This is a genomic window from Pseudomonas sp. EYE_354, assembly GCF_023148575.1.
Lineage (GTDB): Bacteria > Pseudomonadota > Gammaproteobacteria > Pseudomonadales > Pseudomonadaceae > Aquipseudomonas.
The window spans coordinates 326678-338544 of sequence record NZ_JAHXNQ010000002.1 but is presented as its reverse complement, the minus strand read 5'-3'; the positions used below and the strand labels follow the sequence as shown (position 1 = coordinate 338544).

The following is an 11867-nucleotide window of genomic DNA, read 5'->3' as shown; positions in this document are numbered from 1 at the left end:
CTTTCTGTGAGCATGGACAATCTGACACTGCGCTACTTCGATGCCGAAATGCGCTACCTGCGCGAGGCCGGCAAGGAGTTCGCGGACGCGTTTCCGGATCGAGCCGCGCAGCTCAACCTGGACAAACCTGGGGCGCAGGATCCCTATGTGGAGCGCCTGTTCGAGGGCTTTGCCTTCCTGATGGGGCGCCTGCGGGAAAAGCTCGACGATGACCTGCCGGAGCTGACCGAAGGCTTGGTCAGTCTGCTGTGGCCGCATTACCTGCGCACCATTCCGTCGCTGTCGGTGGTTGAACTGATGCCCGACCTTGCGCAGATGAAGCGCAGCGAGTTGATCGCCCAGGGTTTTGAGGTGCTGTCGCAACCCATCGGGCCGCAACGCACCCGCTGCCGTTACACCACCACCCAGGACGTGACCCTGCGGCCGTTGGCGCTGGAGTCGGTGGGGCGCGGTCATGAAATGGATGGTCGCTCAGTGCTGCGCCTGCGCTTTGCCTGCGGTGCGTTGACGGATTGGAGCCTGATCGACCTCAGCTGTTTACCTCTGTACCTGAATGCCGATGCGCCGTTGGCCAGTGCCTTGCATCAAGCGCTGACCCTGAATGTGCAAGCGATGTATGTACGCAGGCCCGGCCAGACCGAACGCCAGCCACTGACCGGGCATTTCGCGCCCAAGGGCTTTGCCGATGAGGACCGGCTGTGGCCCAAGGGTGACAGTGCCTTCAGCGGTTATCAGTTGCTGCTGGAGTATTTCAGCTTCCGTGAAAAATTCATGTTCGTCACTTTGTGTGGCTTGGAGCAGTTGCAGATCAAGCCCTGTACCGCCTGGTTCGAACTGGAAGTGGTGTTGCGTGAACCCTGGCCGGCCAACTTCGACTTGAGCCGCGAGCACATCCGTTTGCACGCCGTTCCCGTAATCAATTTGTTCTCGCTGGAGTCCGACCCGCTGACCCTGGCGCCCTTGCAAACCGACTACCTGTTGCGCCCCATGCGTTTGCAGGACGGCCATACCGAAATTTATTCGGTGGACCGGGTCACCGCGTCGAAGAACGTCGAACGTCAGGACTACGTGCCCTTCACCAGCTTTCGCCACAAGGGCGGCATGCTGCGTGACGAGGCGCCGGAACGCTACTTCCACACGCGCCTGAAGCGCGCAGCGAATGGTTTGCATGACACCTGGCTGATCCTGGGCGGCGAAGGCTTCGACAAGGACCGCCTGCATGAGTGTGAAAACCTGTCGTTACGCTTGACCGGCACCCACGGCCAGTTGCCGCGCAAGGCGCTGCAAAGCACCTTGCTCGATACGCTGGTGCAGTCCACCCAGTTCGGTTTGCGCGTGCGCAACCTGTGTGCGCCGACCTTGCCGTGTTACCCACCGAACCGCGATCGTTTTCACTGGCGAGTACTCAGTCACCTGGGTTCGAATTTCCTCTCGATGCTCGACAACGCCGAGGTGCTGCGCGGCACCTTGGCGCTGTACGACTGGACCGGCAGCGAGCTGAATCGCCGGCGCCTGGCAGCGATTGTCGAGGTGCGTCATCACCTGGTGCAGCGTTTCGAGAAAGGCTTTGTGCTGCGCGGAGTGGATATCGAAATCACCCTGGATGCCAATGGCTTCCCGGGGGAGGGCGACATCAGCCTGTTCGGCGAAATGCTCAATCGCTTCTTCGCCTTGTATGCCGACATTCATGTGTACACCCAGCTCACGCTGATCCTGCAACCTACTGGAAAGTGCCTGCGATGGAACGAGAACCACAGTCAGCGTATTCCCGGCTGAAAGCTGGCGGTCTGCTCGACGCCCTGCAGGGCCGAGTGGCCGAGGCCAACCTGTACCGCTTTTGCCAGTTGCTGGAACAGGCTTTGCCCGATCACCCGCCCTTGGGCAGTACCGCGCACCCGGCCGATGACGCCGTGCGCTTTCGGCCCGATCCGGGCATGGGCTTTCCGACCAGTGAACTGAAGGCGATTGAAACCGATGACGCTCACCCGCAGCGCCCGGCCACGGTACGCACGCGTCTGCTCGGGTTGTACGGGGTCGACTCGCCGATGCCGACGGCATTTCTGGATGACATCGCGCAGCGCCGGGAAGGGCATGAAGCGTTGGAAGCCTTCCTGGATATTTTCAACCACCGGATCTTCACCCAGTTCTACCGGGTCTGGCGCAAATATTCCTACCCGGCGACGTTCGAAGCGGGCGGCACCGATGCCACCTCGCAATGCCTGTTGGGCCTGATCGGCCTGGGGATTCGCGGTACGGCGCAGCAGATCGCTACGCCGGTCTCGCGTTTTCTGGCACTGCTCAGTGTGATGCGCCTGCCCACGCGCAATGCCGAAGGCATCACCGCGTTGGTCAAGTTGCTGGCGCCCAACACCCAGGCGCAGGTCACTGCGCGTTGGCCGCAAAAAATTGCGTTGGAGCAACCTGCCGCGCTGTGTGCCGCGCGCCCGGTGCGCTTGTCCCAGGGCACGCCGCTGGGCAGCGCCGGGTTTGATGCCAACAGTCAACTGCGCTTGAGGCTGCATACAGACGATCCGCAGGAGGCCGAGGACTGGTTGCCCGGTGCGCAGTTGCACAATGATTTGCTGGTGCTGCTGCGCGTGTACCTGGGGTGGCGCTGCACGGCCACCTTGCAGTTGTCATTGCCGGTGCGCAGCCTGCCGGTACCGGTGCTGGGGCACGCGCCCATCCGGCTCGGTATGACCGGCGTGCTGGGCCTGGGCGGCGCTGCCTGGCAGGCGGCAGAGCACGACACGCTCACGATCAACCTGGGCCGCTACAGAGGCCTTTCGATTAATCCCCACAACTGGGAAACACAGCATGTTGCGTATCGTTTTTAGTCTGGTGATGTTTGCGGCGCTCGGCGGGTGTGGCCTGGTCCAGACCGTCGCGGATAGTACGGCCTCCACCGCCAGGGCGATCTTTTACAAGCAGGTCAAAACCCTGCACCTGGATTTCAGTGCGCGCACCGCACTGAACACCGATGCCACGGACAGTCGCGCCTTGTCGGTGCCGACGCTGGTGCGGGTATACCAACTGCGCGACACCAAAGCGACGGAGCAGGCGACCTACGACGGTTTGCTCGGCGATGACGATCAACTGTTGGCGAGCGCATTGCTCGACAAACGCTCGGTGGTGGTGAAACCCGAGGAAGGCGCCCAGTTGAACGTGCCAATGGACAAGGACGCGCAGTTCGTCACGGTGGTGGCGCTGTTCCGCAGCCCCGATACCCAATCGAACACCTGGCGCCTGACGTTGACCCGCGATGACCTGGACCCGGACCGGGCGCGGGTCATCGAGTTGGGGGATAACCGCTTGACCCTGCGGCCCTTGGCCAAGGACTGACCCATGACCGAGTACAACTGCTCGCTGTACGAAATGCTGCTGCAGAATTTCGACGGTGAGTTGGACTTGCATCGCGTCAGCGAAGAGGACCAGCACGCCCTGTCGGTGCTGGACAACCTGCAGCGCATCCTCAACAGCCGCGCGGGTGCACTCAGTCATCTGCCCGATTACGGGCTGCCGGATATGAGCCTGATCCTGCAAGGGTTGCCCGCCTCGGCCCAGAGCTTGGTCGGCACCATGACCGCCACGTTGCTCAAGTACGAACCGCGGCTGGCGGCGGTGGCCATTGAGTTGCGGCCGCAGATGTTGCCGGGGCATTTGGAGTATGTCTTGGACGCGCAACTTAAGGACGGGCAGCACGTGAGCTTCGGCACCCGCGTGTCGCCCGAAGGCAAGGTGCTGGTGCGTCACTTGAAGCGACAGCACTACCTGACCAAGCCCTGAACCCATAATGCAAGGGAAGCCCGATGACGGCGTTGTTTGAGGTGCGTATCCGAGTCGGCGGTGATCCGCGCGGCTTCAGTGAATTTACGCGATTGCGCGAGGAGTTGGCCAAACTCGGCCATCCTGCCTGCCCGGATGTGGATTGGGCGGCGGTGGAGCAAAGCTGTCTGGCGCTGTTCCAACAAAATGGCGCCGACTTTCAAACCGCCTGTTTTTACACCTTGGCACGTGGTCAGCGCCATGGACCTGAGGGCATCGCCCAAGGCGTGGTGTTGCTGGAGGCCCTGAGCCGCGAGTGGCCGCGGCTGTGGCCGCCGACCGCCTCGGCGCGCCTGGATCTGCTGGAGTGGTTGCTCGATCAAATGCAGGTGTTGCTGCGCACCATGGCGGTGACTGCCCACAGTGTGCCGGCGCTGTCTCAACTGGGCATCGAGCTGGCACATTTACAGGCGCGTTTGCTTACGCAGGGCGCTGATCCTCTGCTGAGATTGCAGGCTCTGCGCCACCAACTGGGCTGTCTGATCCAGCGTCTTGAGCAAAGCCACGTATCGAGTACGAAGGTGCTGGCACCTGTCAGAGTGATGGCTCCGACATTGGCGCCTCAAGTGGTCATTTTGCCAACCCCCGAGGTGCCGCCACCCCAGCGGCGTGTGACCTTATGGCTGTTTGCCGGGACGATGGTCGTTGTCTTGCTCGCTGGACTCGGTTGGCGGACATGGCTGACAAATCAGGACCGCGCGCCCCGCATGCCCGAACCCGTGCGATTGGACAGCCTGTCGCTGTTTGACGCCGGCAGCGCAATCCTTAAGCCAGGCTCGACCAAGGTACTGATCAACGCCCTGGTCGGCATCAAAGCCCAGCCGGGCTGGCTTATCGTGATCGCCGGGCATACCGACGCGACCGGGGTTCTGGAGCAGAACCAGGCCCTGTCCCACGCCCGCGCCTCCGCTGTGCGCGACTGGATGCAGCAGATGGGCGACATTGCCGACAGCTGTTTTGCGGTGCAGGGCCTGGCGGCCAATCAGCCGATCGCCAGCAATGAGACCGAGGCCGGGCGTACCGCTAACCGGCGCGTGGATATCCAGTTGGTACCGCAAGTGGGCGCTTGTGAGCAGAGCGCTTTGGCAGGGGAGACAGGCAAGTGATCATAAAGGCGGTTGGTGCAGTGCCGGATCGAGTCCAACGAATGCCTTGATGAGACTGAGGCCGCCGCAATCGCTAAACTCCCTCCGCGCGTGATATCGTTGTGATATCACGTGTCGTGATGGCCACGGAGGGGGGGTTATGAAGAAGCTATCGATGGTGGTTGTGCTCATGGTATTGGTCGCGAGCCCGATGTTGGCAATGGGCTGCCCCAAAGGCACTCATCCCGTGGGCGGGACGGGGTCGCATCACAAGGGTGGGACGTGTCAGTAGTCGACTGAACCCGCCTGTATGGATCTGTGAAAGTCCTTGTCACTGAACAGCCTGCGCACCTCACGGTTCAGCAGGCTTTTTATTGAGCGCTGTTTCCCTAAAGTCCTTACCCGCGCGGCCGAAATGCTGTCATACGATGTCGTATCCCTCAATAAGAGTGCCCTGCTAAATGTCCCTTCGCAGCCTGTCCATCGCCCGCCGCGCGGGTCTGGGTTTTGCCTTGATTGCTTTGCTCGTGGCCCTTCTGGGTTTTTTTGCGCTGTCGAATATGGCAAGCATCCGTGCCAGTGCGGTGCAGGTGGAAAGCGGGCTGGTGCCCAAGATTCGGCTGGTGGCGGATATCCGCGAAATCATGCTGCGCATTCGCACGATTTCTCTGCGTATGGCACTGGACCCCAACCCCGCAAGCCTGCCGCAGTACCGCAGCCAGATGGACACCCGCAGCCAGGACTTGACGAAGCGGTTGGCTGACCTCGATGCGGTAATCGACACGCCGGAGGTGCGCGCGCTCTATGACCAGTTCCAGGGCTCGTTGCGCCAGTACCAACAAGGTCTGGCGCAGTCCTTCGTGCTGGCCGACAAGCAGCAGAGCGCCGAGCTCAACAAGTTGTTGCTGGTGGACATGAAAACCGTGGTCGATGGCTCCGGCGCCCAGCTCAATGCACTGGCCGACTACTACAACGCCCAAGTCAACCGGCAAGGTCAGACGGCGGAGTTGCAGTACAGCCAGTCACGCACCATGGTCTTTGGTTTTGTGATCCTGGCGGGTTTGAGTACGGTCGCGCTGGCCTGGTTGCTGACGCGCAGCATCGTGGGGCCATTGGGCCAGGCGATGCGCGCGGCGGAGAACGTTGCGCGGGGCGACCTGACCCAGAGTGTGGAAGTGAGCGGCAATGATGAGGTCACCCGTTTACTCGTGGCGCTGCAATCCATGCAGGGCAGCTTGCGCAGTACCTTGCAATTGATTCGTCAATCGGCGGCGCAAATGGCCGCTTCTGCCACCGACCTCAATGGCATTACCGATCAGAGCAGCCGCAGCCTGCAACAGCAGACGGCGGAAATCGAGCAGGCGGCGACGGCGGTCAACGAGATGACGTCGGCTGCCGAAGAAGTGGCGCGCAATGCGATGTCCACCTCCGAGTCCACCCGCCTTTCCAATGAGACTGCGCGCGAAGGTCAGCACCGTGTGGGTGAAACCGTCAGCGCGATTCAGGGCCTGAGCAGCAACATCGGCGAGACCTCCACCCTGGTGCAGAACCTGGCTGAACAATCGCGGGATATCGGCAAGGTGCTCGACGTGATTCGCTCCATTGCCGAGCAGACCAACTTGCTGGCACTCAACGCCGCCATCGAAGCGGCGCGCGCCGGTGAGTCCGGGCGCGGTTTTGCGGTGGTGGCCGATGAAGTGCGAGCGCTGGCCCATCGAACCCAGCAATCGACCCTGGAGATCGATCAGATGGTCACCGCCATGCGCACCGGCTCCAACGACGCCCTGACCTCGATGCAGTCGAGCACCCAGCGCGCCACCGAGACCTTGACCTTGGCCGAAGGGGCCGGGGGTGCGTTGAGCCAGATCACCGACTCCATCGACCAGATCCACCAGCGCAACCTGGTCATCGCCAGTGCGGCCGAGGAGCAAGCCCAGGTGGCCAAGGAAGTCGACCGCAATATCGTGAACATTCGTGACCTGTCGGCGCAATCGTCGTCCGGCGCCGGGCAGATCAATGGTTCAAGCCAGGAACTGGCACGGCTGGCGGTTGCGCTCAATGACGCAGTGGCGCGGTTTCAGCTGTAGTGAGTTCGGACGAGTGCGCCGCAGGCGGGCATGGCCACCTGCGGCGCTGGCGTTGAAGCGGTGGGGGTAGGAGAGGGGTTTCGGTCAGCGTGACACCGAGTCCAGGCCGGTGGCTTGCACCACCGGTTGCGCCTCGGGGGACGCCAGGAACTGCAGCAAGGCCTGGGCCTGCTGCGGGTGCTCGGCGTTGACCGGGATACCCGCCGCAAAGCGCGTCACCGATTGCACATCTTCGGGAATCTTGCCCACATAGGTCACGCCTGGCACGGGTAACAATTCCGCCACCTGCTGCAAACCGACTTCGTAGTCACCGTTGGCAACCACCGAAGCCACCGGGATACGTTCAATCATCGTGCCCTTGGCCGGCATGCCGAGTTTCTTGAACAACTCTTTCTCCACATACACGCCGCTGGCACTGTCCGAATACGCCACCGATTTGGCTTTGCTCAGCACGGCCTTCAGCGCGGCATCGGTGCTGATGGACGGCTTCACTGCGCCAGCCTTGACCACCAGGCCGATACGCGAGTCCGCCAGTTCCACGCGGGACGCAGGGTCGACCTTGCCTTGTTTGATCAGGTCGTCCAGGGCGTAGCCAACCATGATCACCACATCGGCATGTTCACCACGGGCCAAGCGGTTGGGAATCGCTTCCGGCGCTTTGCCCATCGACGGCCCGAGGGTGGTCTGGAGGGTATCGCCACTGTGCTTGGCATACTGCGGGCCAAGCACGTTATACGCAGCGGTGAAGCCCCCGGAAGTCATGACCTTGAGTTCTTCGGCCTGAGCCGTCAGCGCCAGGGCGCCGAGGGCCGCGGCCGTCAGGGCGTAGAACAGCGGCTTCATCACACGGCCTCCTGCATGACCTGCCCACGGGTATTGGCGCGGCGATACAAGGCCAGTGTCGAACACAGCGCGCACACCGCAGCGAACATCATCCAGTAGGCCGGCGAGGCTTTGTCTTCGGTGATGTGAATGAACCAGGTGGAAATGGCCGGGGTGAAGCCACCAAACACCGCAGTCGCCAGGCTGTAAGCCAGGGAGAAGCCCGCCACGCGCACTTCCACCGGCATGATTTCAGTAAGCGCCGGGATCATCGCGCCGTTGTACATGCCATACAGGAAGGAGAACCACAGCAGGGTTTCCAGCATATGCGCAAAGCTGGGCGCGTTAACCACGTAGGACAACGCTGGATAAGCCGTGAGAACCGTCAGCGCGGTCATCGCGATCAGCACCGGCTTGCGGCCGAAGCGGTCGCTCAAGGTGCCGCCGATCGGCAGCCAGACAAAGTTCGACACCGCCACCAGCAAGGTCACCAGCAAGGCGTCGGAGGTGCTCAGTTGCAGCACGGTCTTGCCGAAGGTCGGTGCGTACACGGTGATCAGGTAGAACGCGGTGGTGGTCATGGCCACCATCAGCATGCCGCCGATGACCACCGTCCAGTTTTTCACCAGAGTCGCCATGACTTCGCGCATGGTGGGGCGATGCTTGCGGTTGGCGAATTCTTCGGTTTCCTGCAGGTTGCGACGCAACACAAAGATGAACGGAATGATCACGCAACCCACGGCGAACGGAATGCGCCAGCCCCAGTCGGCAACCACGGCCGGTTCCATCCACACGTTCAGGCCATAGCCCAGTGCCGCTGCGACCACGATCGAGATCTGCTGGCTGCCCGACTGCCAGCTGGTGTAGAACCCTTTGCGGCCCGGCGTGGCCATTTCGGCCAGGTACACCGACACACCGCCCAGTTCCGCGCCGGCCGAGAAGCCCTGCAACAGGCGACCGAGCAGCACCAGCAACGGTGCCCACAGGCCAATGGTGTGATAACCCGGCACCAGCACGATCAACAGCGTGCCGCTGGCCATGATCGACAGGGTCACGATCAGGCCTTTGCGGCGACCGACGTCATCGATGTAGGCACCCAGAATCACCGCCCCCAGTGGACGCATCAGGAAGCCGGCGCCGAACACGGCGAAGGTCATCATTAAGGATGCGAACTCATTGGCGGCGGGGAAGAACGCAGCTGCGATGTAGGTGGCGTAGAAGCCGAACAGGAAGAAATCAAACTGTTCGAGGAAGTTGCCCGAAGTGACACGGAAAACCGCGCCAATCTTGGAGCGGGCAGAGGCGGGCCGGGAAGGGCTTGTCATGGTTTTGTGTCTCCAGCTTTCTTTTTAAAGTGCTTATTTCACGTAAGACTGAAGATAGTGGCTGACACATTTAGAAATGATAAGTGAAAAATTTAGTTTTATTCATGCTTGACGGCTATGAATCGTTGATTTCAGCAAGTTGTCGCGCCTGTTCTATGCTGGAAGGTGTGACCAATGTTTACGGATGGGAGGTGGCGATGGGCAACGAACACAAACGCTCGGATGAGTCGGAGCACGAGCAGCCCGCGCGGCAGCGCGAAGAAGAAAAACCCCAGACCTGGAAGCATCCGGACGACGGTACAGAGCTTTCGGAGCGCGATCAGGAGTTTCCGCTCAAGCCTTGAAGTGCAACGCCGATTCGCGAATCGGGCCTATCAGCAGATAGGCGCATAGACGCCGTCCGTCGCGCTTTCTACACTGCGGGCTGTCTTGGGCTAAGGGCAGGCGCCGATGAATCGCAATGAATTACGCAAGGCCGACATCAACCTGATGGTGGTCTTCGAAGCACTGATGCTCGAGCGCAACGTGACACGGGTGGCCGAGAAACTGTTTCTTGGCCAGCCCACCATCAGCTCGGCGCTCAACCGTCTGCGTACCTTGTTCAACGACCCACTGTTCATTCGCGTCGGCCATCGCATGGAGCCCACGGCGCGTGCCGAAGAGATCATCCAGCACCTGTCGCCGGCCTTGGATTCGCTGTCGTCGGCCCTGAGCCTGACCCATGATTTCGACCCGTCCATCAGCACCATGACCTTTCGCATCGGCCTGTCCGACGACGTCGAGTTCGGCCTGCTGCCACCCTTGCTGCGCGCGTTGCGCCAGGAGGCGCCGCAGGTGGTGTTCGTGGTGCAGCATGTGGATTACTGGCGCATTCCCGACCTGCTGGCGTCCGGCGATATCACCGTGGGCATCACCCAGACCCGTGGCCTGCCGGCGAATGCCAAGCGCAAATTGTTGCGCCATATCCGCCCACGGCTGTTGCGCGCCGATGCCTCCGACACGCCGCTGACCCTCGATGAATACTGCTCGCGGCCCCATGTATTGGTGTCCCACACGGCCAACGTGTCGGGGTTTGCCGATGAGTGGCTGGCCGAGATCGGTCGCAAGCGTCATGTGGTGCTGTCCGTGCCGCAGTACAGCGCATTGCCCGCCTTGCTGGCCGGGACCGACCTGATCGCCAGCCTGCCGGATTACACTGCCGAAGCCATGGCGGTGTCGGGCCAGCTGTTCTGTGAGCCGTTCCCGTTCGAAACCCCGACGCTGGATTTGTCGATGGTCTGGCTCAGCCACGTCGACACCGACCCGGCCGAGCGGTGGGTGCGTTCGCGGTTGGAAGCCTTTATGAGTGATCGAGGCTTGGGGACGAAGGCCTGACGCTATATATTCGAGAATCTTCCTACAACAAGCTCGGAGCTACCCATGCCGCATCTGCATCTGGAATACACCGCCAACCTGACGCAACTGGACGCCGACAAGGCTCTGTTGCGCCTCAATCATGCGCTGGTGGCCTCCGGTCAGTTCGGCGCCGAGTTTGATATCAAAAGCCGTGCGGTGAAAGTCGAGCGATTCCGTGTGGGCACCAGCCTGGATCAACGAGGTTTTGTCGCGGTGCGTCTGGCACTGCTCAGCGGGCGTTCGCCGCAGGTCAAGAAGCAGCTGTCGGAAAGCCTGCTGACGGTGTTGCAAGACCTTGGCCCATGGCCCGATGACGTAAAGGTGCAACTGAGCGTTGAGCTGCGCGACATGGACCGCGATGCCTACAGCAAAGTCGCCATTGGCTGAGCGCTATAGCAACCCCTGATCTGCGCACACTTTCACCACCTGTTCGCGAAACCAGGTATTGGCGCTGTCCTGTTCACTGGTTTCGTTCCACTGCATGTCCAGGGTGAAACCCGGCAACCCATTGGGGGCCTCGCAGTGGCCGAAGGTCGGCGCCGGCGCCAGCAGTTTTTGCACGCGGCGGGGCAGGGTGACGATGAAGTCGGTACCGGTGATCATCTTCAACGCGGCGCTGTAGCTGTTAGCGCGGGCGATCACCTGGCGCTTGCGGGCCTGGCGCGCCAGCCAGCCGTCGATCATGTTGGTGTCGGAGGTCCATGGCGTGGGGAATACGTGGCGACGCTCGACGAACGATTGCAGGCTGAACGCCGGCTCACGGGGTGCGGCACGCCGGTCGAACACGCACACCAGGTCGTCCTCCAGCAGCATCTGGGTCTTGAAGTCTTTGTGGGCGCGGTGAAAGTGCGGGCCGAAACAAATCACCAGGTCCAAACGGCCTTCGCGCAGGTCCTCGGCGGGAATGTCGGTTTCCAGCTTCTGTACATTGACGATCACCGGCAGGTCGGCGCGGTCGAAGGTTTGCAGCAGGCGCGGCAGGATCAACTGTTCGAAATATTCCGGGGCGCACACATTGAAGGTTACCGCCTTGTGCGTCGGATCGAACGCCTGGCCGCCGGCGTGGCACAAATTGATGCTTTCGAGGATCTTCTGCACATGACCGTACATGGTGGTGGCCTTGTACGTAGGACGCATGCCCGCCCGCGTGTTGATAAACAACTCGTCTTCAAAACTGGTGCGCAGCTTCTTCAAGCTGTAGCTGACGGTGGACTGGCTGACGAACAGCGTTTCTGACACCTCGGTAACGCTGCTCTGGTCATAGACGGCGATAAACACCATCAAGTCCTGCATATCGAGCTTTCTGAGCAAGTTACTGTTTAGCATCC

12 protein-coding genes are annotated in these 11867 nt (G+C 61.5%); 9 read left to right on the top strand and 3 right to left on the bottom strand.

The features are described 5' to 3' along the window. Positions 1–6 precede the first annotated feature (6 nt). The 6 genes from tssF (at position 7) to KZX66_RS04255 (ending at position 6997) form a co-directional block, all read left to right on the top strand. Complete coding sequence (gene tssF, locus KZX66_RS04280) at positions 7–1776, top strand: type VI secretion system baseplate subunit TssF (protein ID WP_248076746.1); 1770 nt, start codon at positions 7–9, stop codon at positions 1774–1776. Then, entirely contained in the window at positions 1740–2837 is a 1098-nt protein-coding gene (gene tssG / locus KZX66_RS04275) for a type VI secretion system baseplate subunit TssG (RefSeq protein WP_248076744.1), read from the top strand. The genes tssF and tssG overlap by 37 nt, the downstream gene beginning before the upstream one ends. After that, the gene (gene tssJ / locus KZX66_RS04270) at positions 2818–3342 is read left to right on the top strand and encodes a type VI secretion system lipoprotein TssJ (RefSeq protein WP_248076742.1); all 525 of its coding nucleotides are present in this window, start codon (positions 2818–2820) and stop codon (positions 3340–3342) included. The genes tssG and tssJ overlap by 20 nt, the downstream gene beginning before the upstream one ends. Before the next feature lie 3 nt (positions 3343–3345). Beyond that, a complete protein-coding gene (gene tssE, locus KZX66_RS04265) occupies positions 3346–3786 on the top strand; it encodes a type VI secretion system baseplate subunit TssE (protein ID WP_248076740.1) in 441 nt (146 codons plus the stop codon). Positions 3787–3809: 23 nt separating this feature from the next. Then, positions 3810–4931, top strand: a complete 1122-nt coding sequence (locus KZX66_RS04260; RefSeq protein ID WP_248076738.1) for a type VI secretion system ImpA family N-terminal domain-containing protein — start codon at positions 3810–3812, stop codon at positions 4929–4931. A gap of 440 nt (positions 4932–5371) precedes the next feature. Beyond that, entirely contained in the window at positions 5372–6997 is a 1626-nt protein-coding gene (locus KZX66_RS04255; RefSeq protein WP_248076736.1) for a methyl-accepting chemotaxis protein, read from the top strand. Positions 6998–7081: 84 nt separating this feature from the next. On the opposite strand, the gene KZX66_RS04250 is transcribed toward KZX66_RS04255, so the two are convergent. Further along, positions 7082–7840: a substrate-binding domain-containing protein gene (locus KZX66_RS04250; RefSeq protein WP_248076735.1), complete on the bottom strand. Its 759-nt coding sequence runs from the start codon at positions 7838–7840 to the stop codon at positions 7082–7084. Beyond that, positions 7840–9144 carry an MFS transporter gene (locus KZX66_RS04245; protein ID WP_248076733.1) on the bottom strand — a complete coding sequence of 435 codons (1305 nt, stop codon included), beginning with the start codon at positions 9142–9144 and terminating at the stop codon, positions 7840–7842. Before KZX66_RS04245 ends, KZX66_RS04250 begins: the two co-directional genes overlap by 1 nt. Before the next feature lie 83 nt (positions 9145–9227). On the opposite strand from KZX66_RS04245, the gene KZX66_RS04240 reads away from it, so the two are divergent. From KZX66_RS04240 to KZX66_RS04230, 3 genes are all read left to right on the top strand, one after another. Continuing rightward, complete coding sequence (locus KZX66_RS04240; protein ID WP_248076941.1) at positions 9228–9488, top strand: hypothetical protein; 261 nt, start codon at positions 9228–9230, stop codon at positions 9486–9488. A 106-nt stretch (positions 9489–9594) separates the two neighbouring features. Then, positions 9595–10518 (top strand): LysR substrate-binding domain-containing protein, encoded by a 924-nt coding sequence (locus tag KZX66_RS04235; protein WP_248076731.1) that lies wholly within the window; start codon positions 9595–9597, stop codon positions 10516–10518. 45 nt (positions 10519–10563) lie between these two features. Then, positions 10564–10926 carry a 5-carboxymethyl-2-hydroxymuconate Delta-isomerase gene (locus KZX66_RS04230; protein ID WP_248076729.1) on the top strand — a complete coding sequence of 121 codons (363 nt, stop codon included), beginning with the start codon at positions 10564–10566 and terminating at the stop codon, positions 10924–10926. 3 nt (positions 10927–10929) lie between these two features. Here KZX66_RS04230 and KZX66_RS04225 read toward each other — a convergent pair whose 3' ends face one another. Continuing rightward, complete coding sequence (locus KZX66_RS04225) at positions 10930–11865, bottom strand: LysR family transcriptional regulator (RefSeq protein WP_248076727.1); 936 nt, start codon at positions 11863–11865, stop codon at positions 10930–10932. Positions 11866–11867: the final 2 nt, after the last annotated feature.